The sequence below is a fragment of the Leptolyngbya sp. FACHB-261 genome (genome assembly GCF_014696065.1).
GTDB lineage: Bacteria > Cyanobacteriota > Cyanobacteriia > FACHB-261 > FACHB-261 > FACHB-261.
This window is the reverse complement of the sequence record NZ_JACJPL010000026.1, coordinates 365,706-390,252: the sequence shown is the minus strand read 5'-3', so window position 1 is coordinate 390,252 and position 24,547 is coordinate 365,706. Positions and strand designations below refer to the sequence as shown.

At 49.1% G+C, this 24,547-nt stretch carries 18 protein-coding genes; 12 read left to right on the top strand and 6 right to left on the bottom strand.

What is annotated here, in order from left to right; translation table 11 throughout:
- Positions 1 to 15: 15 nt before the first annotated feature.
- Entirely contained in the window at positions 16 to 1,368 is a 1,353-nt protein-coding gene (locus H6F94_RS17805; protein WP_190803577.1) for a hypothetical protein, read from the bottom strand.
- Between the two features lie 230 nt (positions 1,369 to 1,598).
- Here H6F94_RS17805 and cimA point away from each other — a divergent pair, with 230 nt between their 5' ends.
- From cimA to H6F94_RS17775, 6 genes are all read left to right on the top strand, one after another.
- Positions 1,599 to 3,227 carry a citramalate synthase gene (cimA, locus tag H6F94_RS17800; protein ID WP_190803576.1) on the top strand — a complete coding sequence of 543 codons (1,629 nt, stop codon included), beginning with the start codon at positions 1,599 to 1,601 and terminating at the stop codon, positions 3,225 to 3,227.
- Between the two features lie 566 nt (positions 3,228 to 3,793).
- A complete protein-coding gene (locus H6F94_RS17795) occupies positions 3,794 to 5,143 on the top strand; it encodes a CmpA/NrtA family ABC transporter substrate-binding protein (protein ID WP_190803575.1) in 1,350 nt (449 codons plus the stop codon).
- 90 nt (positions 5,144 to 5,233) lie between these two features.
- Positions 5,234 to 6,079 carry a nitrate ABC transporter permease gene (gene ntrB / locus H6F94_RS17790; RefSeq protein ID WP_190803574.1) on the top strand — a complete coding sequence of 282 codons (846 nt, stop codon included), beginning with the start codon at positions 5,234 to 5,236 and terminating at the stop codon, positions 6,077 to 6,079.
- 164 nt (positions 6,080 to 6,243) lie between these two features.
- Complete coding sequence (locus tag H6F94_RS17785) at positions 6,244 to 8,247, top strand: nitrate ABC transporter ATP-binding protein (RefSeq protein WP_190803573.1); 2,004 nt, start codon at positions 6,244 to 6,246, stop codon at positions 8,245 to 8,247.
- 106 nt (positions 8,248 to 8,353) lie between these two features.
- Positions 8,354 to 9,190 carry an ABC transporter ATP-binding protein gene (locus H6F94_RS17780; RefSeq protein ID WP_190803572.1) on the top strand — a complete coding sequence of 279 codons (837 nt, stop codon included), beginning with the start codon at positions 8,354 to 8,356 and terminating at the stop codon, positions 9,188 to 9,190.
- Positions 9,177 to 10,043 (top strand): DUF6671 family protein, encoded by an 867-nt coding sequence (locus tag H6F94_RS17775; RefSeq protein WP_242041251.1) that lies wholly within the window; start codon positions 9,177 to 9,179, stop codon positions 10,041 to 10,043. Before H6F94_RS17780 ends, H6F94_RS17775 begins: the two co-directional genes overlap by 14 nt.
- A gap of 396 nt (positions 10,044 to 10,439) precedes the next feature.
- Here the strand turns inward: H6F94_RS17775 and H6F94_RS17770 are convergent, their stop codons facing one another.
- Positions 10,440 to 12,590, bottom strand: coding sequence for an amylo-alpha-1,6-glucosidase (locus tag H6F94_RS17770; protein WP_190803571.1), 2,151 nt, complete (start codon positions 12,588 to 12,590; stop codon positions 10,440 to 10,442).
- A gap of 1,048 nt (positions 12,591 to 13,638) precedes the next feature.
- Here H6F94_RS17770 and H6F94_RS17765 point away from each other — a divergent pair.
- Positions 13,639 to 13,803 (top strand): hypothetical protein, encoded by a 165-nt coding sequence (locus H6F94_RS17765; RefSeq protein ID WP_190803570.1) that lies wholly within the window; start codon positions 13,639 to 13,641, stop codon positions 13,801 to 13,803.
- A gap of 519 nt (positions 13,804 to 14,322) precedes the next feature.
- Here H6F94_RS17765 and H6F94_RS17760 read toward each other — a convergent pair.
- The 3 genes from H6F94_RS17760 to H6F94_RS17750 all read right to left on the bottom strand — a co-directional run bounded on the left by H6F94_RS17760 (position 14,323) and on the right by H6F94_RS17750 (position 16,705).
- Positions 14,323 to 15,147, bottom strand: coding sequence for an anti-sigma factor (locus tag H6F94_RS17760; RefSeq protein WP_190803569.1), 825 nt, complete (start codon positions 15,145 to 15,147; stop codon positions 14,323 to 14,325).
- 24 nt (positions 15,148 to 15,171) lie between these two features.
- A complete protein-coding gene (locus tag H6F94_RS17755; protein ID WP_190803568.1) occupies positions 15,172 to 15,762 on the bottom strand; it encodes a sigma-70 family RNA polymerase sigma factor in 591 nt (196 codons plus the stop codon).
- A 265-nt stretch (positions 15,763 to 16,027) separates the two neighbouring features.
- Entirely contained in the window at positions 16,028 to 16,705 is a 678-nt protein-coding gene (locus H6F94_RS17750) for a CHRD domain-containing protein (protein ID WP_190803567.1), read from the bottom strand.
- Between the two features lie 142 nt (positions 16,706 to 16,847).
- On the opposite strand from H6F94_RS17750, the gene H6F94_RS17745 reads away from it, so the two are divergent.
- Positions 16,848 to 17,312 (top strand): metallophosphoesterase family protein, encoded by a 465-nt coding sequence (locus H6F94_RS17745; RefSeq protein WP_190803566.1) that lies wholly within the window; start codon positions 16,848 to 16,850, stop codon positions 17,310 to 17,312.
- A 707-nt stretch (positions 17,313 to 18,019) separates the two neighbouring features.
- The gene (locus tag H6F94_RS17740; RefSeq protein WP_190803565.1) at positions 18,020 to 20,797 is read left to right on the top strand and encodes a hybrid sensor histidine kinase/response regulator; all 2,778 of its coding nucleotides are present in this window, start codon (positions 18,020 to 18,022) and stop codon (positions 20,795 to 20,797) included.
- A 134-nt stretch (positions 20,798 to 20,931) separates the two neighbouring features.
- Here the strand turns inward: H6F94_RS17740 and egtD are convergent, their stop codons facing one another.
- The gene (gene egtD / locus H6F94_RS17735) at positions 20,932 to 21,909 is read right to left on the bottom strand and encodes an L-histidine N(alpha)-methyltransferase (protein WP_190803564.1); all 978 of its coding nucleotides are present in this window, start codon (positions 21,907 to 21,909) and stop codon (positions 20,932 to 20,934) included.
- 151 nt (positions 21,910 to 22,060) lie between these two features.
- Between egtD and H6F94_RS17730 the strand changes: the two genes are divergently transcribed.
- From H6F94_RS17730 to H6F94_RS17720, 3 genes are all read left to right on the top strand, one after another.
- Entirely contained in the window at positions 22,061 to 22,570 is a 510-nt protein-coding gene (locus H6F94_RS17730) for a histidine kinase dimerization/phospho-acceptor domain-containing protein (RefSeq protein ID WP_313949321.1), read from the top strand.
- Positions 22,571 to 22,771: 201 nt separating this feature from the next.
- Positions 22,772 to 23,314, top strand: a complete 543-nt coding sequence (locus H6F94_RS17725) for an RNA polymerase sigma factor (protein ID WP_190803563.1) — start codon at positions 22,772 to 22,774, stop codon at positions 23,312 to 23,314.
- Positions 23,311 to 24,474 (top strand): hypothetical protein, encoded by a 1,164-nt coding sequence (locus tag H6F94_RS17720; RefSeq protein WP_190803562.1) that lies wholly within the window; start codon positions 23,311 to 23,313, stop codon positions 24,472 to 24,474. Before H6F94_RS17725 ends, H6F94_RS17720 begins: the two co-directional genes overlap by 4 nt.
- Positions 24,475 to 24,547 lie beyond the last annotated feature (73 nt).

Sequence of the window (24,547 nt, the reverse complement as noted above, 5' to 3'; positions counted from 1 at the left end):
CTTAAGGAAACCCGATTAAGGGCCCTGATTCACAGTCTCTGGTGGAATAGAACGGTTATTCCGATTCTGAAAGGGGTTCGCCAGAAAGCCCAGCAGTAAACCAACCGCCAGCACTATGAAGGTAATAAAGATTTGCTGGCTTTGTCGGGCGCTTGCAGCTTCGTAGCGCGGATCCCGTTGCTCTGAGTCGGGTAAGACTGTAGCGGCTGGTCTCCCTGGTATCACTGGTGGAGGCTGCTTCACCTGCATGGTCTGTACAGTTGGAGGCGGAGCAGGAGGTTGCAACGGCGCAGGTCCTAGTCCATTGCTTATTTGTCCGTTCAATGGGCCGGAGGGCTGCCCTTCTACTTCCATCCGATGGAAATTAGGATTCTCGTTGCTCCAGACAACTCCAGTTCCATTAGCAGAAGCAGGCGGCAGGTCTGGTCCTTGGTCCTCCACCCTTTCAGCGGGAATGGGGACGATCCGAGCAGGGGGCGTGTCTGAGTCTGAGGGAGCGGGTCGGACTGAATCGACAGCTTCTAATTCTGGTGAGGTTTCTGGCGCTTCTGGCGCTTCTGGGGCTGGAGCGGGTACTGATGCCTGGGCTTCAGATTGCAATTCAGGTTGCAACAGGGTGGGCTGACCCGACTGGATCACGGTATTGCCACCGCTTTGCACCTGAGCTGGTTCTACAGGCGTGACCTCTGGATCTGGTAGTGGTGCTGATGGTGTGACTGCTTGCTCTTGCTCCTGAACAGGTTCTACAGGGATGGCTGCCTGCTCTTGAATGGGTTCTACAGGGACAGCTGCTGGCGTTGCAGTGTCTACCGATTGAATCGTAGGCTCCGGAGTGGGCAGGGACTGAGCTTCGGGCTGCAACCCAATGGGTTGAGCTGCTGATGCTGCATCCGGGCTAAGCGTTGGCGCAGGTTGACTGGGACTGACCTCTTTTTCTGAGTCGATTGGTAGCGGATCTGGGGCCGGAGCTATCGATTCAGAAAAATTAGAACCTAGTGGAACTACACCTGGTGAAGCCGCATCTGGTGAAACTTCAGCTGATGAAACCTCAGCTTGTGAAGCTGCCGCAATCACAGAGGGACTAGTGGCTGGAGGTTCGGCAGGAATCATATTTCCTGCTGAGGGGTCAGCCGCGGGATCTAAATTGTCTAAGTTAATTTCGGTAATGCCTTCTAAACCGGTGATTTCGCCTGAGCTTTCAGGGCTTTCAGCCGTAGAAGTACCAACTGGTTCGACCGGAGGCGAGTCAAAGGCCGGGTTAAGCGCTAAATCTTCCAGCTCGGCACTTGAGTCGGGTTCAGTTAAATACTCCAGACCCGTGTGCGGCTGCCCGGTTGCGCGTTCTGATTCATCAAAACTTTGCACCATAACTAGCAACTCTGGAGGCTTACATCAACAGTCCAGACCCAAGGGTCTAAATCAGCCCCAACTGCACAGGCAAAGGTTTTCCTTTGAGCTGTTACCTTCGGCATAGACTGTCTGCTCCCAACACAAGGTGACGACTTATGGACAAGCTGCTCCAGCAATTGTGGGGTGCCTCTGTAGTTTAGGGTCCATCTAATAAACTTTAGATCTGTCTAGCGCGTGAAGCCAGTGTAATGGTTGCTCTCAATTCGTCTGATGACTTGTCACAAGCTGCGGTTTTGATCTACGACACCACCTTGAGGGATGGTGCCCAGCGTGAAGGGCTTTCGCTCTCGATTGAAGACAAGCTCCGAATTGCACAACAACTTGACCATTTGGGAATTCCCTTTATTGAAGGGGGCTGGCCAGGCGCAAATCCGAAAGATGTTGAGTTTTTTTTGCGTCTGAAAGAAGTCCCCTTAACTCAGGCAGAAATTGTGGCTTTCTGCTCAACCCGTCGCCCTGGCATTTCAGCAGCTGATGACAAACTTTTTGCTCCGATTCTGGAGGCTGGTACGCGTTGGGTCACGATTTTTGGCAAATCTTGGGACTTGCACGTAACTGAGGGCTTGCGTACCACTCTGGGCGAGAACCTGGCAATGATCCGCGATACGCTGCTCTATCTGCGCAGTCAGGGTCGCCGCCTGATATACGACGCAGAGCACTGGTTCGATGCTTACCACTACAACCGTGCCTATGCCTTAGAGACGCTTCAGACAGCGGTGTATGCGGGCGCAGAATGGTTAGTTCTGTGTGATACCAACGGCGGCACTTTGCCCCAGACTATTCAAACCGTGGTGCAAGAGGTCCGCGACTGGTTAGCCAATCTGAACCGAGCTTCGAATCTGGCTTCGCCCCCTCGTCTGGGCATCCACACGCACAACGATTCCGGTACGGCCGTTGCCAATGCCCTCAGTGCTGTTGCTGAGGGAGCCACGATGGTTCAAGGTACGATCAATGGCTACGGCGAACGTTGCGGCAATGCTAATCTCTGCACACTGATTCCAAATTTGCAGCTCAAACTGGGCTATCGCTGCCTGACAACGGAACAATTGGCTCGCCTGACAGAATCCAGCCGCGTGATCAGTGAGATTGCCAACTTGGCTCCCGATGATCACGCTCCTTTTGTGGGCACCTCAGCTTTTGCACACAAGGGAGGCATTCATGTCAGTGCCGTCGAACGCAATCCATTGACCTACGAACACATCGCGCCTGAACAAGTTGGCAATTCGCGGCGGATTGTTATTTCTGACCAGGCCGGTTTGAGCAATGTCCTGGCGAAAGCCCGCACCTTTGGCATTGAACTGACCAAAGATGATCCAGCTTGTCGCACCATTCTCAACCGACTGAAAGCGCTGGAGCACGAAGGCTTTCAGTTTGAGGCTGCTGAGGCCAGCTTTGAACTGCTAATGCGGGAGGCTTTGGGCCAGCGTCCACCTTTCTTTGAAGTGGCTGGCTTTCAGGTGATGAGCTATGCCCAACCAGATGCTCAAGTTCTGTCTATGGCTACGGTTAAAGTGCGGGTCAAAGGCGAAGAACACCTGACAGCCGCTGAAGGTAACGGTCCAGTAGCGGCCCTAGATACTGCTCTACGCAAGGCGCTGACTAGCTTTTACCCAGCCCTAGCCGATTTTCAGCTGACTGATTATAAGGTGCGTATTCTCGACAGCCACGCTGGAACTGCAGCGCACACCCGAGTTCTCGTGGAATCGAGCGATGGGCGACACCGTTGGACAACGGTGGGTGTTTCAAGCAACATTTTGGAGGCGTCCTATCAGGCTGTGGTTGAGGGCATTGAATATGGCCTGATGCTGCAGGATTGAATCTTGCAGGACTGAGTGTACTTGCGGCGAGGGTTCATGCCTTACGCCAGCCCAACCAGTGATGGTAATCCTGCTAACACCAGATCCGCTCGGGAGAGCTGCCTGGAGGTGCAAGAGGTTGCAACCGGAGAAGTCATCAGAGCGCTTGAGCTACTGTCCTTGAAACTGGGGCCTTGAGTTACTAGGGCCTAGCAATAAGCGTTCTGGTGAGGGTTCTCATGGGCCTTCAGGTCAGGGAGCCGGGTTGACAGACTCAAGCGTCAACCAATGCTGGCTAGATTGGCGCCTACTCATATCTATTCTTATACCTATTATTTGATTTTCATCTAACACACAACAAACGCCCTCGTAGCAAGGGTTTCAGGAGCAAACCTAGGGATTCTGGCGCAAGTTACCTATAGGCGACGCTGACACAGCCCACATCTTAAATTTTTTGGATCCATAATGACCTTGCCTACAGGATTTACGTGACCTGTTAGGTGACGGATTCCCACACCAAAAACACAAGCTACCGCGCGTTTGTGGGCCTGAGATGCAACCTTTCATTAAGGCTGTTAGGAGATTCTATGTCCAATTTTTCCAATGTTTCTCGCCGACGGTTCATAACCCTTGCAGGAGCATCTGCTGGAGCGGTATTTCTTAAAGGGTGCTTAGGAAACCCTCCAGACACGCTCACTGGCAGAACAAGTTCTGCCGTTGCTGTTCCAGTGGCGAATTTGCAACCGGAAGAAGTGCCAGAGGTAACAACGGCAAAACTGGGTTATCTTCCCATTGTTGAAGCGGCACCACTAATTGTGGCTAAGGAAAAAGGCTTCTTTGCCAAGTATGGGATGCCTGAGGTGCAGATCTCGAAGCAGGCAAACTGGGGCTCGGCACGGGACAACGTGAAGATTGGATCTGGTGGCGGTGGCGTTGATGGCGGACAGTGGCAGATGCCGATGCCCTATCTGATTTCAGAAGGCATTATTACAGATAATGTCAAAGTGCCAATGTATGTACTGGCGCAATTAAATACTCAAGGAAACGGAATTGCCATCGGCAACAAGCATCTGGGCAAAGGGTTGTCCTTGAAGATTGCTGATCAAGCTAAAGTCTTTAGTCAATTAAAGGCAGAAGGATCAAAATTCAAAGCGGCATACACCTTTCCCAAAGTCAATCAAGACTTCTGGATTCGCTATTGGTTGGCCGGAAATGGCATTGATCCAGATGCAGAAGTGGAATTGCTGACGGTGCCAACGGCTCAAACCGTTGCCGATATGAAACGAGGGGCAATGGATGCTTTTAGCACCGGTGACCCCTGGCCCCAGAGAATTGTGGCCGATCGGACTGGCTTCGTTGCCGCATTGACGGGTGAGATTTGGAAGAACCATCCTGAAGAATATTTGGCAATTCGAAAAGACTGGGTTGATCAGAATCCCAAAGCCACCAAAGCAATCTTGAAAGCGGTAATGGAAGCGCAACAATGGTGCGATAACTTCGATAACCGCCAGGAATTGGCCGCGATTTTAGCGCAGCGAGAATACTTCGGTATACCGGAAGCGGTCTTGATCGATCCCTTGATGGGCAAATACAACCTGGGCGAACGAACTGTTGATGACAAAACACTGGCTCCCTTGTACTGGAAAGATGAGAAGGGCAGTGTGTCTTACCCCTATCAGAGCCATGATTTATGGTTCCTGACAGAAAGCGTGCGTTGGGGCTTTTTGCCGAAGGATACTCTCAGTAAAGCGCCAGCTTTAATTAAGCAAGTTAACCGAGAGGACATCTGGCGGGAGGCAGCGAAGGAGTTGGGAGTTGCAACGGCAGATATTCCAACCAGCACCTCTCGTGGGGTTGAAGAGTTTTTTGATGGTACGACCTTCGATCCCAAAAATCCTCAAGCTTATTTAGATAGCTTGAAGATCAAACGATCTTAGAGATTTTCTGACTACAAAGACTGTGCCAGATGTATTGCAATACATCTGAAGGCGAGTGTTGCACCATTACATTCTTAGGAGAAACTAGCCATGACGATCGCCCGCAAGCGCCCTACAGAAACCGTGTTCGACCATCCTTCAGTAGCACGTTTCAAGCTAAAAGAACGCTTTGATGACTTGCTGCCTCCCCTGGTTGCGATCGTTATTTTTTTAGCAGTTTGGCAACTCTTTTCATGGTTGCCAGGTGCTACATTACCGGGTCCGATCAGGGTAGTGCAAGAAACGTGGATTTTAATCCTCTACCCTTTTTATGACAGGGGAGACACGGATAAAGGCTTGTTCTGGCAGATATTGGCTAGCTTGCAGCGAGTAGCGATCGGTTACACCTTTGCCGCAATCGTGGGTATTGGTTTGGGCATTTTGGTTGGATCCAACAGAACGCTATCCAAAGCGCTGGATCCACTCTTTCAACTGTTACGCACCGTTCCGCCACTAGCCTGGGTTCCCATTGCACTAGCTGCCTTGCAACAGAACCAACCCGCCGCTTTGTTCGTGATTTTCATTACAGCTGTATGGCCCATTCTAATTAACACAGCGGTAGGTGTGCAGCAAATTCCGCAGGATTACAACAACGTTGCTCGCGTCCTACAGTTGTCTCGCAAAAAGTACTTCTTCAAAGTGCTATTTCCCGCTGCTCTGCCTTACATCTTTACGGGGTTGCGGATTGCGATCGGTCTAGCGTGGCTGGCTATCATCGCAGCAGAGATTGTCATGTCCGGTATTGTTGGCATCGGTTTCTTCATCTGGAATGCCTATCAAAACAGCCAAGTAAGCGAAATTATCCTGGCACTGGTTTATATCGGCGTCGTGGGACTTCTGCTGGATAAGTTCATGGCATGGCTACAGACTGTGATTCTGCCGGAAGGACAGCGTTAGTCCTGAGTGCTAAGTGCCAGTGTTAAGTGCCAGTGCTAAGTACCGCTGAATTTAAGAGTGAGTGGGTTAGTAAACGAGTGGAAGCTGAGTCATAGATTATCCTCCTCCTTCTCCTCTCTCCCTCTTATCCATCTCTCCTAGTCCCCAATCTCCCTACCACCACCATGACTACCTTTGTTGCTGTAGAGAACATTGAAAAAGTCTTTCCCCTAGCCAATGGCAACCGCTACATTGCCTTGAAAGGGATTGATCTAGAGATTCGCAAAGGTGAGTTTATCTCTCTCATTGGTCACTCCGGTTGCGGTAAATCCACACTGCTCAATATGATTGCCGGGCTGGATTTACCAACAGAGGGCATCGTCGTTCTGGATGGTGAAACGGTACAACAACCGGGACCTGACAAGATGGTAGTGTTCCAAAACTATTCTCTGTTGCCCTGGTTAACAGTGCGGGAGAATATTGCACTGGCAGTGGATGAAGTGCTGGCTCACCTGCCCCCTGAAGAACGACGCAACATCATTGAACACCACATTGATCTGGTGGGATTACGGCATGCGGCGGACAAACCACCCGGCCAACTTTCTGGCGGCATGAAACAACGGGTGGCAATCGCCCGGGCATTAGCCATTCGTCCCAAACTGTTGCTGTTAGATGAACCATTTGGCGCCTTGGATGCCCTGACTCGCGGCAACCTCCAAGAGCAGCTAATGAAAATCTGCGAAGAGAGCCAGGTTACAGCGGTGATGGTGACCCATGATGTCGATGAGGCATTACTATTGAGCGATCGTGTGGTCATGCTCACCAATGGCCCTGAGTCCAAGATTGGGCAGATTATGGAGGTAGATATTCCTCGTCCGCGTAAACGCTTGGAAGTCGTCAATCATCCCAGCTACTACTCGATGCGCAGTGAAATTATCTACTTCCTGAATCAGCAAAAGCGCATCAAACAACTGCGAGCGCGCAAGCAAGGAGCAGTTGCCCGTCACGGTTTAGAGAAAGTCAACCTGGAAATTGGTTTTTTACCGCTCACCGCTTGTGCGCCACTTGCGATTGCCAAGGAAAAAGGCTTTTTCACTCATCATGGTTTGGATGAAGTGAGCCTGGTACGCGAGACTAGCTGGCGCGGAATCCAAGATGGTATGGTTGGGGGCTATCTAGATGCCGCTCAAATGCCATCTGGCATGCCCATCTGGTTAACCTTGGGGGGAATGGATGGCCGCTCGCTTCCGGTTGTCAGTGCTCTCACGCTGACTCGTAATGGCAACGCCATTACGCTGGACAAACGCTTCTATGAGCAGGGCGTTTTCACCCTAAAAGAGTTAAAGCATCTACTGCTGGCAACGCCGAATACTCGCCACACGTTTGGCATGGTTCATCCAGCATCAATGCACAATCTTCTCCTCCGTTACTGGCTAGCAGCAGGCGGCATTGATCCCGATCGCGATGTCCGTCTCGATACGATTCCGCCCGCTCAAATGATTGCTAACTTGCAAGCCGGAAATATCGACGGCTTCTGTGTGGGCGAGCCCTGGAATGTACGAGCGGCTGTTGAGGGCATTGGCTACACGATTGCGACTGACCTAGAGGTATGGAATGGACATCCTGGCAAGGTATTGGGGGTGCGGGAAGATTGGGCATTGACCTATCCCAATACTCACGTTGCCTTGGTTAAAGCCTTGCTGGAAGCCTGCGCCTACTGCATGGATGAAGCCAATTACGAGGAAACTCGTGAGATCTTGTCTCGGCGGGAATACCTGGGAACTGATTTGCAATACATCTATTTGGGTGACCCCAATCCGCAGGTCTGTAGCCTTCACCCTTCACCCCGCGAATATGCCCATCACCAGTTCTACGGGCAAGGTGTGAACCGACCCAGCCGGACAGAACACCTGTGGATGATGGCCCAAATGGCACGCTGGGGCGATGTTCCCTTCCCTCGCAATTGGGTCGAGATTTTGGAGCGGGTTTGCCGGGTCAGTGTGTTTAGTACAGCGGCACGAGAATTAGGTTTGTCGGATATCACCTACAGTCGAGGTGCCATTCAATTGTTTGATGGCACAACGTTTAATGCGGATGACCCGATCGCCTACTTAAACAGCCTGGACATTAAGCACGACATTTATATGGCAGACGTGGCATTAGCCAATCCCCTGGTTAAATCTGCGTGAAGAAGAGCGCTATTATCTCATTCCTGCCATCTTGCTTCTGCCATCTCGCTTCTACCTGAGTGCTTTAAGTCCGCGAACTTGCAATCATCATTCATCCTCGCCAACTATGAAGACGCTAAGAACACAGCCTGCACAACAGAATGCCCAATCGCAGCAAGAATCATTTCTTGCCATCAGTCAGGTTTCCAAAATTTATCCAACGCCTAAAGGCGAATATGTTGTTTTAAAAAATGTCAACCTTGATGTACGGGAAGGTGAATTCATCTGCGTCATTGGGCACTCTGGCTGTGGTAAAACGACGCTGCTCAATATGGTGGGAGGCTTCTCTGAGCCAACCGATGGAACGGTAACTTTACACGGTCGAAGCATCACAGGACCGGGACCCGACCGCATGATGGTATTTCAGGGCTATGCCCTGTTGCCCTGGCTTACGGCCTACGAAAACATTTACTTAGCAGTGGATTCTGTATATCCCAGCAAGTCTGAAGCCGAGAAAAAGCAGATTGTCCGCGAACACCTGGCAATGGTGGGATTAGCAGATGCTGCGCATAAACAACCCGCACAACTTTCGGGTGGGATGCGGCAACGAGTTTCGATTGCCCGTGCCCTAGCCATTCGTCCAGAGGTATTAATTCTCGATGAGCCATTTGGGGCATTGGATGCAATTACCAAAGAAGAATTGCAGGTTGAGCTGCTAAAGATCTGGGGCGATCACCGTTGCACGGTACTGATGATTACCCATGACATTGATGAGGCACTGTTTCTGGCCGATCGCTTAGTGATGATGACCAATGGCCCTGCAGCCACTATTGGTGAAGTGATACCCATTCCCTTCCCCCGTCCCCGCGATCGCGACCGCATCATGGAAGATCCTGAATTCTATAAATTGCGGAACTACATTCTGGACTATCTCTACAACCGTTTTGCCCATGATGATGAGTGAGCAGCAATGCCATTCTTTATTTCAGGGCAGGGTGGCGGTACTGGCAACCATGCACTGCAAAGAGCAGGTCATTGCCCCACTTCTGCAACCAGAATTTGGGATGCAAATTGTTGTGCCCTCATTGGACACCGATCAGTTCGGGACCTTTACCCGTGACATCAAACGTTCGGGTGATCAATTAAGTGCAGCCCGACTCAAAGCTGAAGCTGCGCTCCAGCTCACAGGCAATGATCTAGCACTGGCTAGTGAGGGGAGCTTTGGAGCGCATCCGGCTGTGCCCTTTCTTGTCTGCAATCGGGAAATTGTAGTCTTGATTGACCGTGCCAATGATTTGGAAATTGTAGGGGAAGTTCTCTCAACGGAGACCAATTTTAGCCATACTCAAGTAACTTGTTTGCCAGAGGCCCATGCTTTTGCTGAGAAGGTGGGCTTCCCTATGCATGGATTGGTGGTAGCGGCAGGGCAATCGGCATCCACACCTGAAATCGTCAAAGGCATCACCACAACCGCTGACTTGACCGAAACCGTGACCTGGATGTTAAGCCGATTGGGCCAAGCTCATTTAGAAACTGACATGCGAGCGATGTATAACCCAACTCGTATGAAAGTTATTGCTCAAGCCACAGAAAACCTAATTCAAAAGCTTCGCTGTTGTTGTCCTCACTGTAGCTGTCCAGGGTTTGATGTGGTTGAACAGCAAGCCGGATTGCCTTGTGCTTGGTGCCAAGCGCCAACCAGTTTAGTATTAGCAGCTCGCTATTTCTGCAAGAAATGCGGCTTTGAGCAAAGGGTTTTATTTCCTAATCAGCAAGAGACGGCCGATCCTGCCCAATGCCTTTACTGTAATCCCTAAAAGCTGATTTATAAAGTATTGGTAGGAGCGAGACGAGGCAGCATGAGCTGAACACTCGCTGCATGAACCATCGCTTCGCTCATCTGCTCACTCATCTGCGGTAAGTATTCGTAATCCTTCCTTAAGCAAGGTTAAGGTTAAAGCCTGAAATGTTCCAACCCCAGACATTTCAGGCTTTTTTAACTCCTGTTTATTCCTCGGCCAGATTTAAAGAGCTATTTGCCTTTTTCCTAGTGGCACTAGAAATACATTAGCTCAATTTAGGAAAGAAGTAGGGACGGCACCTGTCACTGGGTCAGTTTCGCCAGTTGAGGGCACAATTACTGCTGTGGTCATGGCCTGCTCAATAGCCTGAGCACAACCTTTAATCCAACAGATCGAAGTGATTTGCGATTGTCATACGCTCGCACCTATATTGTTATTGACCTTTGCGTACACGGCCAATTCACCGTCCAAATGCGTGATCTTCCATTGGGTTTGGCCTCCCTCGCGCCAGAAGCGCAGCGTTACAGTTGCATCACCCACTCGGAGATTGACTAATTCCAAATCGGGTAGCCAGTCTGGTAAAACAGGTTGAATAGCTAAAGAACGCTGCGCTGCATTGGCTTCCAGTCCTAACATGGCGCGAATCAGTAGAAAAATCGATCCGGCTGCCCAGGCTTGAGGAATGTTGGCATCAGGATAAGGGACAGGAAACCGTCCAGGCTGACGTTCAATTCCACCGAATAACTCTGGCATTCGTCCTGCTTCAAAGTAACTAGCCGCAGCAAAAATGCCTTCCGCAATCTGGTTGGCTTCGTTGTGATAACCGTATTGTTTTAATCCCATTGCGATCGCTGCATTATCGTGGGGCCATATACTCCCCAATTGATAGCTGATGGGATTGTAGGCAGGATTCTGGCTGGACAGAGTACGAATGCCCCAGCCACACCAGAGATCTGGTTGAAGTAACCGTTTCACTAGACGAGCAGCCCGTTCTTTGGGCACAATTCCCGACCACAGCAAATGTCCGGGATTCGAGGCGATCGAACGAATCTGTTGTTTTTTACTATCTAAACCAAGGCAGTAACAGCCTTCTTCTTCCATCCAAAAGCGATCGTTGAATCGCTGATAGAGGTCGTTTGCTTTTTGTTGTAGTGTTTTAGCTCGTTCCGCTTCTCCTAGAATGTCATAAATCTCGGCAGCGTCCTTCCAAGCATTGTAGACATAACCCTGCACTTCGCAGAGGGCAATCGGGGGTTCAACCTGTGTGCCATCGGGATAGACAATCGAATCGCCTGAATCTTTCCAACCCTGATTCCGTAAGCCCATTGAAGATCGAGTCTGATATTCCACAAACCCATCGTGATCAAAGTCGCCGTACTGCTCAATCCAGGCAAGGGCTTTCTCTAGCGGAGCACTGCATTCGTGTAGCAGAGTCTCGTTATGACTCCACTGATACGCTTCCATCAGAGTGACAATCCAGAGAATGGTGGTGTCAATCGTGCCGTAGTAGGGTGTGTAGGGTAACTGCTTGAGTTGCGTCAGTTCATCGCGCCGCAGTTCGTGCAACATCTTTCCCGGCTGGGCATCGCGCCAGTCATCCACTTCCGTCGCTTGCAGTTGCGCCAGTCGCAGCAATGTCCCATAGGCGAATTCGTGATACACCGCCATTGTCTGCATACTGACCACAACAGAATCCCGTCCAAACACCGCAACAAACCAGGGAATTCCTGCCGCAGGCATCCAGAAGTCCTGCCCGTTCGCTTCAACTTTAATCCGCAGGGCGGCCATGTCCACTAAGGCTTGCTGGTAATAAGCTGCAATCTCTGCATTGGATGATCGCAGTTTAGTCGCTTGAGTCAGGAAATCATTGCTGACTTGCTTGGCTTCTGTATCGTGTTCGACGGCACAAGTTCTTTGTGGGTTAAACACAGTGTCATCCACGATCGCAGCAAAATCAATGCAGGTGTGCCAGCTCTGCCCTGGCTCAAGTACTACATCAAAGAATAGGCGACCATTGGCATAACGAGGTTGAGAACTGGAGCATTGCGGCTGGGTAACTAGTCCACGATGCAAGGAAGCATTACGATACGTTGTGGTCAGTTTTCCATCTCGCCAAATTGTCTCAGTTTCACCTCGGGTAAGAATCTGCTGCGATTTCACTTCAAAGATATCGGCAAAATCGGAGCGAATCGCCAGCATTAGTTGAAATTCAACTCGTTCTGCATGATGATTCGTAATATCAATATCTTCATGCATTCCCCCAACGATATCGCGGCGAATGCTGATCATTAACCGACCATTAGGGACGTTGCCATTGACGGTACGAAGCTCAGGATTGGTGAACTGATAGAGGGCACTGTGATGGTTGATTGGGCTAGATGCAAGCAGGACTAGGCGGTCGCGGTTGATTGATACTTCGTAATAGGAAAGCAACCGTGTATCTGCGACGAAAAAACCTTGCGCTACATTATCATCAATCCAACCATAGGAATCAGTGACTAAAAATGTAGAGCCATCATTAATCACGATCTGACCCGAATTTACCGATACTTTCGTTGGCATAGCGTAGGAAAGATAAAAGAACGAAAGCTAGAAAAAAGACAATGCATCATTCTTATGGTACCTCTGCTGTAGTCTGCAAAATCCATCCAAATTCCACCACTCAAGATGTGCCAGTTAAGCTCTGAGTTAAACCAATGTCTTAATATTTGATACAAACCATGTGCGGTCTACGCCAACGCACGGAACGCTTCAAGGGTGTTTTGAGTTCACTTCAGTCAGGGCTGAAGATGATGTCGTGAACAATCTTTTCCGCTACTTTCTTCTCAGAATGGTAGTTAGCCACAACAGACGCGCCTACCTTTGCCGGATAACGGGCAGAGGCTTCACCCATACCAGAGCTTGCTCCGGTTACCAATGCTTTTTGCCTGTGAGTAAGTAAGGAGAATAGATTATAACCCTCAGTAGAGCTCTGCTTCAGGCTACATCAATAGCCTTCAAATAATCCCTACCTCATAACTTATGGAGCATTTCTGTCGATCAACTAACACCCGTTTATAGCAATTTCACTTTATATTTCTATATATTTCTATGATTGACTTAGGATTTTTCTAATTAGGTCGTAAAAATCGCTTGGCTACTCTAGACTACTTTGGGGATGATTCTCGATGAAATTTTGTGGCTCAAACACCCAGCTTAAATAACTTAAATAATCAGATTTTTCTCTAACTCAATCAACTTGAATCGGGCTAAGGCGAGGTTCCCCTTTTCTCGGTCCAGAGCTACGTAGAAGAATAGGCCGTCGATCCCTTGAGTTAAGCGAATCAAATGATATTGGGTGGTTAATGTTATCAAAATATCTTCAATCCGGTCTTTAAATTGAAGCGACTTCGCGACCCTGAGTTTGGCACGAATTACCTCAGTGTTTCCGGCAACAGCAAACTAGAAAGAGCTTATTGAAACTAAGTATCTTGTCCCTGACGTACAAGATCTTCTCTTGCTTCCCTTCACTTATTTCTTCTAAAAATTTCTGTAGTGGTTTGGGAAGGGGAGTTTATAGGCTGGGGGATAGGCTCAGATAGATTCAGTTGAGGCTCTCCCCAAGTTCAGGGTGACAGATGATCCAGTTGCGACAGCAGATGATCCGAACCTAGTGATAGTCACTGAGTTCAGGGTGGCAGATGATCTAACTGCGGCAGCAGATGATCTGAACTCCGTGACCGTCACCGAACTCGTGGTGACAGATGTCGCTTATGCTGTGTCTGTTACCACTTAAGTAAAACTTATGAATGGTTGCCTATGACTGCCATCATTGAGTAGAACTTATGAAGCTTTGAGATGGACCGGAGGCTAGAGAGGCTTGGTCACAGAAATGTCCTTCAGGACTGACCAACCGGGTTGGAATCGGGGAGCTACAATCAAGCTAGCTATGCCCAAGAGGTAGGTTAGTGATGCAAAACTTAACAACATCAGTGCCCACCGATGCTTAGATTGCTGCTACTTGAGATCAGTATTTTTGAATTATCAGCAATCCTGTTTACGAAAAAGCAAAATGTTACTATCACAAAGGTCAGCTTCGTATTGAAATGGCTCCGGTTGGTTACGATCACTCATCTGACAATACGATCATCAGCTTTGCGATTAGCCTATGCGTAGTCTTTAGAAGTATTCCCCTCAAAGGATGAACGAATTGTAGCTACCGTAAAAAGGGAATTCAGGAGTGCCAGCCGGATCTTTCATACAACCTCACTCCTAAGCGCAGCCTTATTTTGTCGGATTACCAAAAGGCTTACTCCTATGACTTAGATCCTGTAATTAAGATTGGTGAACCTATGTGTCTTTGAGGTGCGTTGGCATCCTCTATAGTTACCGCAACTTTCGTAACCAGATCTTGAGAGCGATAGGCTTTGGGTATCGCAACTGTTTGCGAAAAATTACCGCTGCCATCAACCTGAAACACCTCCGTTAAGATCGCCTTTTTGGCATCCATTGTAAAGGGGGCATCTGATTTTAAAACAGTCCATAGAGCATAAACTTTGCCTGTAGGTAGAGGTGGTAAGTTCTTGACCGCTATCGTCGCTTCTAGGTCGTTTGGATCGGCAACAACAGTAGCCGAAGCCTGACTGTTTGCCTCTGTTGCAGCAAGAACGTAAGTAAGAGCAGCGTACTGTTGGGTTTCAGCTTGGGCGGTTTGCAAAGCTTGCGATAAGCGGTAATTGTTGACTCCTAAGGCGATAATCAGGGCTGCTGCTGCAACTTCCATGAGGCCGCGCAACCGCTTGCGCAATTGGACTTGTCTCCGAGATCTTGCAGCAACCCCTGCGCCAATTCCAGAGCCAACTTCAGAACCAACTTCAGAACCAATTTCGGAAGAGCTGGTTTCGGAGCCAGAAACGTGAACCTTATCTAGGATCGCCGAACGCAGATGAGCAGGAGGTGTCACTTCGGCTGGCGCGTAGGGTGTCTCCAATGCCGCTTGCATGTGAGCAACTTCCTCCATGAGCGCTGGGTTTTGTGCCAACAGTTGCTCAAATTGCACTGCTTCCTCAGGGCTGAGGTCACCTAAGACATAGCCCGCAATCAATAGCTGTAACTCTTCTAAGGGCATCGAGATAGCCATAACCGTAACTAGCCAGTGAAATAACTACCCAGTAAAACGTGCGAGCGTTTGGCGCAATTTGAGCAGACCTCTTCTAGCTCTAGCCTTAACTGTACCTAGAGGAATTGCCAAGCGTTCAGCAATTTCTGACTGGCTGAGACCTTCGTAATAAGCCATCTTCAGAATTTGCTGCTGGCTATCCGACAACTGAGCCAGGGCAGTGCTAACTTCTTGAGACTGCTCATTTTGAAAGGCGTGCTCAAGTGGAGCATTGGGGGTAGCATCATATTCTTCACTGCGTCTCCAGCGTTTCAGAACCTCTCGAGCACTGTTACGAGACCGCAGTCGGTCAATAGCGCGTGATCGGGTCAGGATGGCTAGAAACGTTCTGAGAGACCCCCGCTTCGGATCGTAAGAAGCTCCTCTGGTGAAGGTCAGAAAAATGTCTTGGGTTAAGTCCTCTGCTTCCTGAGAATTGCCCAGAGCATTCAGAGCGATCCCGTATACTAAGCCAGCGTGGCGGTCATAAATGATTCCCAGAGCAGCGGTCTGACCATTCTTCAATGCCAAAAACAATTCCGCATCTGTCTGGCTCGCTAAAGGGATTGCTGGGTTGCCAGAGTGCTCAGACTTCATAGACTGCGAAGGCTTGTTCCCGAAGGCGAATGCTCAAAAAGAATCTGTAAAAGCTAACTTAAAGGCAGAAAGCTGTTTCAGTCCCAATCGTAGCATTGATGCTCTATCAAAACTTACTGGGGCAAAACTTGCTGGGGTTACCAAAGGCTTCTGATGTTTTAAAGGTATTTAGCTTGGTGTTTTGAAAGGGAGTGCTAAACGGTCCTTCCAAAACACCAATCATTCTCAGATTATGGTTGCAAAACTTGGATTAGACCAGACTCAATTAGACTGGCCTGAAAGTACCACGCAATTCTCCTGCGCGATTCCGCTGGCTATGCAGATCCACATAAAGCTTGCCATCGGCTAGTGCCTGGAGCTGTTCACTCGTTAGCGTGTACTCTCCAGCAAGTCTGCCACCCATACCAGCCTCGTTGGGAGTGACGGTTAGAGCGTACTGAAACGGCCCATTTTGGTTGGGTTCGCCTTGGTGAATGTGAACCGCAGAGGTGATTTTGGGGTTGGGCGGATTGACTGGATCCGTGGTGTAATCACGCAATGCACTGGATAGGCCGCCGAAGTCTCCCCGAACTACCAGCCGTTCTCCCACCAATACAGCCCCAACTACACCAGTTGCAGAAGTAGATGGAGCAGCCGGTACAACATTGTTTTTGGTCAGAATTACGGCATAGCGTTGCAGGTTTCTGGTGGGCATGCTTTGAGCCATGAGAACCGATTCTGCTTCCTGCAAATCAGACATCAAATACTGATTGATTGGGTTCTGAACTAGTGCAGGTTGAGCCGATTGGGACGCACTGAAAGTTTTTGCATCTCCGTTCTGGATTGATGAGTTAGAGAGGTTGGAGGTGATTGTGCTTAGGGATGGAGTTGAAACACCAACCACCAACAAACAGGTAATAACACCGAGAAAGAGATTGAGTAGAGTCTGTTTTGCTTTGTTCATCGCTGTCCAGCCGCAATCAGTGAGATTTCAGGCAACAGTACGGAGCAGTTGTCGATTTGGATGCATCGGGTTCCAGATTTCTGCCAGGTTTCTAAAAATCTTGCAAACTAGAAGATGCAGGCTAGAAAATAGGAAAAGCAAGGTGGGAACGCAGGTTGGCGTCATCTCTGACACGCATGGTCTTTTACGTCCTGAAGCGATCGAGGCATTGAAAGCCTCGGATCTCATTCTCCATGCTGGTGACATTGGTAAGCCAGAGGTGCTCGAAGGCTTGAGAGCAATTGCCCCTGTAATTGCAGTGCGCGGCAATAACGATCGAGAGGCATGGGCGGAGTTAATTCCTGAGCGGGAGACGGTCGAAGTCGAAAAAGTTGCAGTCCACATTCTGCATATTGGTCAGGAGCTGAAGCTAGGATCTCAAACGGCTAACGTTCGAGTTGTCATTACTGGGCATTCTCACAAACCACGTCTAGAAGAGCAGGGAGGCATCCTGTTTCTCAATCCAGGCAGTGCAGGTCCCAGAAGATTCAAGTTGCCTATTTCAGTCGCTCATTTGCACATAGACGGCACAGAGGTGCGTGCCCAGATTGTTGAGCTAGCCGTGTGAGCTATTGTCTAGTTTCAGTTCGCCAGACATACTTCGTCTAGTGTCATTTGGCTCTATTCAACTCAGGCTACTAAATATTATTGACCGCCCGCTGTAGGACGATGAGTACACTTGGCAGTCATTGTAGGCAGGGACTTCAGGCTATCTCCTCGAGAGCACACCCTCAGAACAAATCTGACTGCCTAAATACGCGAATCAAATAAATAGTTAATCTATGGTTATTTTGCTCAGATGAGCTTAGTAAATTCTTTAGAAGAGCATCTAGAAAAGTATCTAGATCAATAGCTGAGATGATTGGTGAAGCTTAGGAACCTCCCCAAAGAGGAGGTTCAACCCCCTTATGACTGGCTGGACTGGCACTCCTAAACCAGCCTAGCCCATCGAGAATTAAGCTATCTGGGTAGAAAGTTTAGGTGAAGGGCTAAAAGCTGCGTTCCTCTTCAAGCTACCATTGGGGCCAGTTCTAATTACAATCCCGCAGCCAATTCACCAACTACCTTGCAATCCATTGATCTGACTTACAAGTTCTAGTCGTCATTTTGTAGCCATCGAGGATGAGGCCGATACCCAGACATAGCCCTCCCCCCAGAACAAACACATGCAGCCATCAGGGCACCCGTCCCTTCAGCCTCAGTTCAGCCTCGTGATACAGTTTTGGAGGGTCTCCTAGTGCAGCCATTTCTAATGACCCTATTTAAGACAATTGAATGCTGAATGTAAGACGTTCTCAACTGCTGCGCTATGGCACGGCTGTCCTCAGTGTTGTTCTCGCGACAATACTGATGCTACTGCTGGACCCGCTACTTGCCATGACGCAGAGTCCTTTTCTGTTGTTCTTTGGCGCTGTTATGGTCAGTGCCTGGTATGGCGGTTTAGGGCCTGGGCTACTTGCGACGGCTTTGTCAGGTTTGATTAGCACTTATTTCTTCTTACCTCCTATTTACTCGTTGTCCCTGAGCTTAGTCAATGGCTCTCGGTTAAGTTTATTTCTGCTGGAGGGAGCCCTAATTAGTGTCCTGTCAAATGCTTTGCATGTTGCTAAACAGCGCGTTGAGCGAGCCTTAGCAAAACTGCAGAGCAGTGAGGAGCGCTATCGTCGCCTAGTTGATACTGCTAACGAGGGCATCTGGGTGATTTATGCGGATGGACGGACAGATTACGTCAATCTACAGATGGTTCAGATGCTCGGTTACAGCCTTGAAGAAGTACAAAATCGCTCGATCTTTGACTTTATTGATCAAACTGCCCGGTTGGAAGCACAACAAAGCCTAGAGCAGGGGACGCAGGGTATCCGGGCTCAATATGATTGGCAATTTCGTAGAAAAGATGGGACAGAGCTATGGGCTGTTGTCTCAATCAGTTCCATTTTTAGTGAGTCAGGGCAATTTCTAGGTGTGCTGGCTATGGTGATGGATATAACCCGTCGCCAGCAAGCAGAAACCGAACGTAACCAGTTACTCGTCCGCGAACAAGCCGCCCGAGCAGAAGCGGAAGTTCAGCAAAATCGTCTCTATTCACTCTTGCTACAAGCTCCAGCCTTTATTTGTATCGGTCACGGACCTGAGCACATCTTCGAGTTCGCCAATCCTCTCTATTCTCAGCTGGTGGGCAATCGCCAACTAATTGGACGCACGGCTCGGCAAGCCTTTCCTGAACTGGCAGGACAAGGCTTTTTTGAAATCCTCAACGATGTATTTACAACCGGGCAGCCTTTCAGGGGCAACGAAGTAGCTGCTCAATTGGATCGACATGGCAATGGAACTGTTGAGGAAGGTTTTTTCAACTTTGTCTATCAACCCATGTACGACATCAACGGGGTTGTAGAGGGGGTAATTACCTTTGGCTTTGAAGTCACTGAGCAGGTGACTGCACGACGGCAGGCCGAAGCCCTCGCAGCAGATTTGAGAGTCCAACAGATTGCCTTGAAGAAAAGCGAAGCCCGGTTTAGTCGATTGGTTGAATCTAACATTATTGGTGTAATTCTGGCTGATCCCAGTGGTTCCATTAGGGAAGCCAATGATGCATTTCTCAAGTTGGTGGGTTACACCCGTGAGGACTTGCAAAATGGAACCCTGAACTGGGCTGAGATGACTCCACCGGAGTATCAACAGCAAGATGAGCAAGTTTTACAAGAACTCGCTGTCTCTGGAAGCTGTGCCCCCTTTGAGAAAGAATACATTCGCAAAGACGGCACTCGGGTTCCCATCCTGCTAGGAGCTGCTCAGCTCGAAAGTGATCAACTAGCTTGGGTCTGCTTTGTTCTCGACTTGACCGAAAGTAAGAAAGTTGAGGTATTGCTGCGCCAACAAGCCGAGGAGTTATCTAGAGCCAATCGGCTAAAAGACGAGTTTTTAGCCACTGTCTCCCACGAATTGCGAACTCCCCTCAATGCCATGTTGGGATGGGCAACCATGCTACGTTCCAAACAGCTTGATCAAGACACAATGAATCGTGCCTTAGAGACGATTGAACGCAATGCCAGAGCGCAGAATCAGCTAATCAATGATCTACTAGATGTCTCCCGCATCATTACTGGTAAGCTCCGGTTAGATGTGCGGCCCGTTGTCTTAGTCACAGTTCTTGAGACAGCGATTGACTCTATTCGTCCCGCTGCCAAAGCCAAAAACATTCGCATTCAAAGTCTTCTAGATCCCGCAGCCGGACCCATTTCTGGAGACCCCGATCGCCTCCAGCAAGTATTTTGGAATTTGCTCTCCAATGCAGTTAAGTTCACCCCGAAAGGGGGACGAGTTCAAGTCCGGTTAGAACGCATCAATTCCCACGTCGAAGTAACGGTCAGTGATACGGGACAAGGAATTACGCCAGAGTTTTTGCCTTATGTTTTTGAGCGCTTGCAGCAAGCCGATAGTACGACGACCAGAGTGCACAGTGGCTTAGGGCTGGGTCTGGCAATTGTTCGTCACCTAGTAGAGCTGCACGGCGGCAGTGTTCAGGCAGCTAGTGCGGGCGAGGGCAAAGGGGCTACCTTTATGGTCAATCTGCCGATCACAATCTTTCGTCCAAAATCAACAGACGTCGAGCGGGTACACCCCACTGTCAATGAAGCACCCCTTCTACCTGAGCCGCCTAGATTGGATGGCTTAAAAGTTTTGATTGTCGATGATGAAGCAGACGCCCGCGAGATGCTAACCACTCTTCTCAAGCAGAGCGGAGCCGAGGTCATGACGGCAGCATCAGCCAGAGAGGCCCTGGCTATGATCACTCAATTCCCCTCTGAGCAAAGACCTGATGTTTTGGTTAGCGATATTGGCATGCCGAACGAAGATGGCTACCTGCTCATTCACCAAGTCCGAGCCTTGGCTCCGGATCAGGGGGGAAGAATTCCTGCAATCGCCTTGACAGCCTACGCTCGGACTGAAGACCGGATTAGAGCCTTATCTTCAGGGTTTCAGTCCCACGTTCCGAAGCCAGTCGAGCCAGCCGAGTTTGTCACAGTGGTGGCTAATCTAGTCAACCGCTTGTAGGAAGCCCTAAGTATGCTCATAAACGGACCCAAAACAGGTCAGAATAGTGCAAATGCAATTGGCCAAGCGATTAAGGTTTGCTTTCCGCCAACTTCTGAAGATCGGTGCAGGGCTCTATTGTGTTTTTCTCAGAATTAGAGCAGGCGCAGGTAATGTAGGCTGAACAGTTGTTGTGGGTCAGTCCACACACATTTAGGCTGGAAGCCTGCCAAAGTAGCGAGAGCTTGGAATTCAGGAACCGTGTATTTGTAAGAATGTTCAGTTCGTAGCGTTTCATCCTGACGGAAGGGGATCTCAACTCCATCTAGGTGTACCACTTGATTCTTAAGACTCACGATGTACATCTCGATCCGGCCTACTGGGTTGTAGAAAGCTCGGTAGCCAAACTGCTCCAGATCGAAATCAGCTCCCAATTCTCGGTTGATTCGAGTCAGCAAATTCAAGGCAAAAGCAGCCGAAATTCCCTGAGAATCGTCGTAAGCTGGCTCCAGAATATCCTTGCTCTTCTTCAAATCCACGCCAATCAATAGACTGCCGTTAGATTGAAGAAGCGCTGCTGTATTTTTGAGAAATTGAACGACCTCCTTGGGTTCCAGGTTGCCAATAGAGGAACCTGGGAAGAAAGCAACTCTATGTTTGTCTTTGATCGACAAAATCTCTGGCAAATCCAAAGGTTGGGTGTAATCAGCACAGATGGCAATTACCTCTAACCCTGGGTGCGCTTCGGCCAGGCTAGCACAGGATTCCAAGAGATGTTGCCTAGAGATGTCCAGAGCGACATAGGTTGTCGCATAGGGCATTGCGTCTAAAAGAATTCGCACCTTCTGGCTACTGCCACTGCCAAATTCGATTAGAATTCCGTTTCCTACAAGCTCAGCAATTTCTGTCGCCCTATCTTCGAGAATTGCTATCTCTGTGCGAGTCAGATAATACTCTTCTAAAGTGCAGATGGCATCGAATAGCTCGGCTCCTCGTTTGTCATAGAGGAATTTAGCTGGGATTGCTTTTTGTGGTTTCTGTAGCCCCTGCAAAACCTCTGTCCGAAAGTCGTCTAGGGGAGGATGAAGGTCATAGAGCTTGATTGTGGAATCGGGGTGAGAATTTGAGGTCATAATACAATTCTCAAAAAACAAGGGTGAGTTGCCACATTATCAAAATCGCTTCAGGCAATCAACAGAGGCTCTCCCACCCGTAGCGCATTGGCAATGATGGTCAGGGTCAAGCTGACAGCTCCACTGGACCTATTAGGCTATAAAAGCCGAGGTGGCTTTACGCACCGCAGAACTTCACGCGGCCCAAGACAAACTCGTTGAGCAGGAACGGCTAGCTGCGATTGGCGAATTTGTCGCGGCTATTGTCCACGAGTTGCGGAATCCTCTAACCACCGTGCTTATGGGTCTCAGCGCCTCCAAAAAACTTGTTCTGTCCCCCCCGTTCCAGGAGCGGCTGTCTCTGGCCTTCAGCAAAGCATTTAAATGCTGGGCTAAGTTGCCTCTAGCTTCTATCACGAGGATTGCTGTAAATCGCGCCTCTAAGAGCTGCCCTAAAGTCTCTGCCGAGATATTACAGCCCATTGTATTCTTATGTCTGCAACGTGTCAGAATTCTCGATTTCGAAAAGACTTACCAAGCCATCCTTAACCGTGAAGATGTGTTGAATTACTGTCTCTATGAAAAGATTGCCCGCCGAATCGCGGACAACTTGACGAACAGTGAAAATACTACAACTATTGTCGTCACGCTCAAATTTCAACTGAAAAATTTAGCTGCTTGATCCAGGGATCTGGAAGCCTTGCTAAATCTTTGGGGATTCCCTGTTACAAAATGGTCCCCTGAAGCGATAGATCAACAGAGGGGTGCGTTAGACACCTCGCACCTAGGCCGAAAAAACTGGATGAAAGAGCCGCAATCGAGTTCTTCTAGAGAGAGAGCCTCAAACAGTGAGGCTAATCGGTCGCATCTAGAAGTCGCAACAATGAAACCAGACGAAGTGTTGGTACAGGACGCACAGCGCGATCCTGCCGCGTTTGCAGAACTTTACCGACGCTACCTCAACCCTATCTATCGCTATCAAATGGCAAGAGTTGGAAATACCCATGATGCTCAAGACCTTACCGCTCAAACTTTCCTGGCTGCGCAAGAATCTCTAAATAGGTATCAGAACCAGGGCAAGTTTGCCGCTTGGTTGACGTCGATTGCTAGGCGGAAGTTAGCCGATCACTTCCGTCGTAAGCGGCCTACTCTGCCCCTTGAGATGGCGGAAGACATTGCTCACTCGACTCCGAGTGCCGAGGACGTGCTCGATCGCCAGTTGTTTCTACAGCAGATTGCCCAAGCTCTGAATCGGCTAACACCCGACCGGGCTGAAGCAATCGCACTACGAATGTTTGGTGGGTTCAGTGTAGCTGAAGCAGCTCAGATGATGGGTAAAAGTGAAGCTGCCTTCAGAATGTTAGTCAGTCGCGCTCTAGACGACTTGCGAACTTATTTATCTCCCACCGTAGGAGAGAGATCATGAAATCTAATCACTATCAAGCCAATGACGAAAACCAGCAGGCTGAGGAGTTGGATCTATTTCTCACAGCCCAACAGAACGGGCAATCGATACCCGTATCAGACGATTTATCTCCCTTTAAGACAGAGTTGGTGAGCAAGCTAGTTACCCAAATCAACGCGATACAACCTGACCCCAACTTTGCTGCCAACTTGGAGGCAGAATTATTGCAACGGCAGACCTTACTCACTTCCCAAACAAGCTCTGCTGTTAACCATGAACATCTCACTCAACCTGAAGTAAAACAGACCCACACCGAAGTTTTACCGACAAGCCAATCATCTTCAAACCCACAATTTTTAAACCCATCTAAAAATAGGCGCAAGCCTATGAAGCTTACTCAACCATTTCGTTCTGTTCGGCAGGTCTCTCTAGTTAGTTTGGCACTACTGGTCATTACGTCGGTTGTCACAATTTCTACTCCTTCTTTGCGAACATTGGCATTAGAGTTTATCCAAGTCTTTCAACATACAAGGAGCGATCAAGTCGGTCAACAAGACATGTCAGAGGAGAACCAACCTTCCCCCCTGGCTGAAGATGAGCTGCAGGCGACTGAAAAGCAAATGCGGACGACGAATACTATCAGTGAAATGGAGGCTGAGCGGGGTTTTGCGTTGAGAGAACCTACGTTTGTTCCAGATGGCTTTGAGCTTAAGGAGATTGTTTCACCTTTTCCCGAAGTTGTATCGTCAAATTATAAAAACCCTCAAACAGATAGTCAGTTTATAGTTACACAACAACGACTTAATGGTGGCTCCCCCGTTGTTGGGCCCATTGTGTTGACTTCCCCTGCTACAGAGAACGATGAGACCCAGTTTTCTATCATGTGGGCAAAAAAACCACTTTTTGATGATGATCCTGCTCTGGCTAGTGGAAGCCCGATTGGAGCCAGTGCAAAAACTAAACCGATTCAAATTGGCGAGATTACAGGGGAATATGTAGAAGGAACTTGGAAAGACATTACTTCACCGAATGGAGTAATACAAGGAATGCAATGGATTCAAGACACCAATTTTCGTCAGGTTCAGTGGCGAGAAGGGGACATATTGTTTCAAGTCGTCACCCCTAAAGGCATGAGTGAAGAGGAATTAGTGGCAATCGCTCGCAGCTTACGGTCGAAGTAATTATGAAAAAGCAAATCATCTGGACATGCTGCTGCCTGCTAGTTAGCAGTAGTTCGATTCCTCAAAAAAGCGT

Excerpts from the sequence above, each read along its gene's own strand:
- H6F94_RS17760 (WP_190803569.1), bottom strand. The coding sequence starts at position 15,147 with ATGGCTATCTCGATGCCCTTAGAAGAGTTACAGCTATTGATTGCGGGC.
- H6F94_RS17755 (WP_190803568.1), bottom strand. The coding sequence starts at position 15,762 with ATGAAGTCTGAGCACTCTGGCAACCCAGCAATCCCTTTAGCGAGCCAG.
- H6F94_RS17780 (WP_190803572.1), top strand. The coding sequence starts at position 8,354 with ATGAAGACGCTAAGAACACAGCCTGCACAACAGAATGCCCAATCGCAG.
- H6F94_RS17770 (WP_190803571.1), bottom strand. The coding sequence starts at position 12,590 with ATGCCAACGAAAGTATCGGTAAATTCGGGTCAGATCGTGATTAATGAT.
- H6F94_RS17775 (WP_242041251.1), top strand. The coding sequence starts at position 9,177 with ATGATGATGAGTGAGCAGCAATGCCATTCTTTATTTCAGGGCAGGGTG.
- cimA (WP_190803576.1), top strand. The coding sequence starts at position 1,599 with ATGGTTGCTCTCAATTCGTCTGATGACTTGTCACAAGCTGCGGTTTTG.
- H6F94_RS17805 (WP_190803577.1), bottom strand. The coding sequence starts at position 1,368 with ATGGTGCAAAGTTTTGATGAATCAGAACGCGCAACCGGGCAGCCGCAC.
- H6F94_RS17750 (WP_190803567.1), bottom strand. The coding sequence starts at position 16,705 with ATGAACAAAGCAAAACAGACTCTACTCAATCTCTTTCTCGGTGTTATT.
- H6F94_RS17725 (WP_190803563.1), top strand. The coding sequence starts at position 22,772 with ATGAAACCAGACGAAGTGTTGGTACAGGACGCACAGCGCGATCCTGCC.
- H6F94_RS17795 (WP_190803575.1), top strand. The coding sequence starts at position 3,794 with ATGTCCAATTTTTCCAATGTTTCTCGCCGACGGTTCATAACCCTTGCA.
- egtD (WP_190803564.1), bottom strand. The coding sequence starts at position 21,909 with ATGACCTCAAATTCTCACCCCGATTCCACAATCAAGCTCTATGACCTT.
- ntrB (WP_190803574.1), top strand. The coding sequence starts at position 5,234 with ATGACGATCGCCCGCAAGCGCCCTACAGAAACCGTGTTCGACCATCCT.
- H6F94_RS17740 (WP_190803565.1), top strand. The coding sequence starts at position 18,020 with ATGCTGAATGTAAGACGTTCTCAACTGCTGCGCTATGGCACGGCTGTC.
- H6F94_RS17720 (WP_190803562.1), top strand. The coding sequence starts at position 23,311 with ATGAAATCTAATCACTATCAAGCCAATGACGAAAACCAGCAGGCTGAG.
- H6F94_RS17785 (WP_190803573.1), top strand. The coding sequence starts at position 6,244 with ATGACTACCTTTGTTGCTGTAGAGAACATTGAAAAAGTCTTTCCCCTA.